The 446-nt window shown below is 70.4% G+C and carries 1 protein-coding gene; it reads right to left on the bottom strand.

All coding sequences use genetic code 11. The annotated features are described in order from the left end of the window. Positions 1-446 (bottom strand): ACP S-malonyltransferase (locus FHK88_RS03680; RefSeq protein ID WP_227429425.1); only part of this gene is annotated, 446 nt, incomplete at both ends.

Here is a 446-nt window from a genome sequence, read left to right as displayed (position 1 = left end):
CCTCCGGATCATCCCCGACAGCGCCTTGCCCGCGCCGATCTCCCAGAACTCGGTCACCCCGGCTCCGGCCATATTGGCGATGGATTCGCGCCAGCGCACCGTGCCGGTCACCTGTTCGACCAGCAGGCGGCGGATGGCGCCGGGCTCGATTACCGCCTCGGCGCGGACATTGGCGATCAGCGGCACGGCGGGCGGCTGGATATCCACCCCCGCCAGCGCATCGGCCATCGCAGCCGCCGCAGGCTGCATCAGCACCGAATGGAAGGGGGCCGACACGGGCAGCAGCACCGCACGCTTGGCGCCTGCCGCCTTCATCGCCTCGGCGGCCCGCTCGACCGCGCCCTTGTGCCCCGAGATGACGACCTGACCCGGATCATTGTCATTGGCGGCCTGCACGACCTCGTCGCCGCCGATCTCGCGGGCGATGCGGTCCACCGTCTCGAAAT

The sequence above is a fragment of the Psychrobacter sp. I-STPA6b genome, from assembly GCF_020662265.1.
Classification (GTDB): domain Bacteria; phylum Pseudomonadota; class Gammaproteobacteria; order Pseudomonadales; family Moraxellaceae; genus Psychrobacter.
The sequence above is the reverse complement of the archived record's forward strand: the minus strand, read 5'-3'. Positions and strand labels throughout refer to the sequence as shown.